Source organism: Candidatus Obscuribacterales bacterium, from assembly GCA_036703605.1.
Taxonomy (GTDB): domain Bacteria; phylum Cyanobacteriota; class Cyanobacteriia; order RECH01; family RECH01; genus RECH01.
Genome location: DATNRH010000630.1, coordinates 1 through 1,191 on the forward strand (window position 1 = coordinate 1; position 1,191 = coordinate 1,191).

Below are 1,191 nucleotides of genomic sequence, written 5' to 3' on the forward strand. Positions count from 1 at the left end.
GTTACTTGTCCATTACCCAGTGTGGTGGTCACTCCATTGGAGGTTGTGAGCGATCCGGCTGTGACATCTACACCATTGTTTGCATCAACATTACCTGTGAAGGTGGCCTGCTCTGCGACACCGAGCGTACCTCTTACGTTAGTAGCAGTTCCTGATGCTGCTAAGTCTGTTTGTCCGGCTACATCAAGGTTACCGTTTAGGTCGGAGTTCGTGGCTACCGTCAGGTCAGCTCCGCTCACATCGACTCCGTTGTTGGCGTCAATGTTACCTGCAGAAGTTACTTGTCCATCGCCCAATGTGGTGGTAACTCCATTGGAGGTAGTTAACGATCCGGCTGTGACATCCACCCCGTTGGTGGCATCAACATTCCCCGCTGCCGTAATCTGTCCTGCATCGTTAATGGAGAGCGCATTAGCAGCCGACCCATCGGTGATGGTTAGGGAATTCCCCGTGGTGACACCAATCGTTGTAGGCGTGATCAAATCTCCTCCTAACTGGATGTTGCCATCCGGATTCTCCCGAACACCATTGTCTGCGGTGATGGAACTGGAGATAGCTTCTCTCACCGCCTGCTCTGTAGGTAGGTTCGTGTCGAGTCCCGTAGTTCCGATGGTCGTCACAATGTTGTCAACAGGGTTACCCGCTGCATCAAACTTCAAGTTTCCATCTACTTGCGTATTTCCAGTTATGGTGGCACTATTGAAGGTCACATCGTCGGTGGTGGCTACCCGCTGATCAAGGTTGTTGATGTTTTGGAAGTTGGTATTGTCGACACTGCCATCGGCGATCTTCGTGGCGTTGATGGCAGCGGTGGCGTTGATGTCTTCATCGATGATCGCGCCATTGGCGACTTCATCAGTACCCACGGCGCCGGTAGCGATATCATCTGCAATGATGGTATTGAGCGCGATCTTGTCCGTGGTGACTGCATCGGCAGCGAGCTCGGGGTTGCCTACAGCCCCGCCAACGATCTGTACATTCCCGGCATTATCAAGCGTGACATCTCCGGTTACACCTACGGAGTTGACAGTGGTGCCGTCTCCAACGAGGATATTTCCATCAGTATTGGCAGCGAGCTCAGCTTCATTGCCCGTAACATCCCCGACGAGGATGGATCCCTGGGTTAGGTTGTTCTCTGCATCGATCTGCGCGTCGACATATCCCTTGGCCGCAGCAGCGGTAGGGAGCTCG

Annotated in this window: 2 protein-coding genes; one reads left to right on the forward strand and one right to left on the reverse strand. The window is 53.4% G+C overall.

Annotated elements, in window-relative coordinates:
• The coding region (locus V6D20_13340) for a hypothetical protein (GenBank protein ID HEY9816764.1) at positions 1-659 on the reverse strand (659 nt) is incomplete at its 3' end.
• Positions 660-671: 12 nt separating this feature from the next.
• On the opposite strand from V6D20_13340, the gene V6D20_13345 reads away from it, so the two are divergent.
• Positions 672-1,127, forward strand: coding sequence for a hypothetical protein (locus tag V6D20_13345; protein HEY9816765.1), 456 nt, complete (start codon positions 672-674; stop codon positions 1,125-1,127).
• Positions 1,128-1,191: the final 64 nt, after the last annotated feature.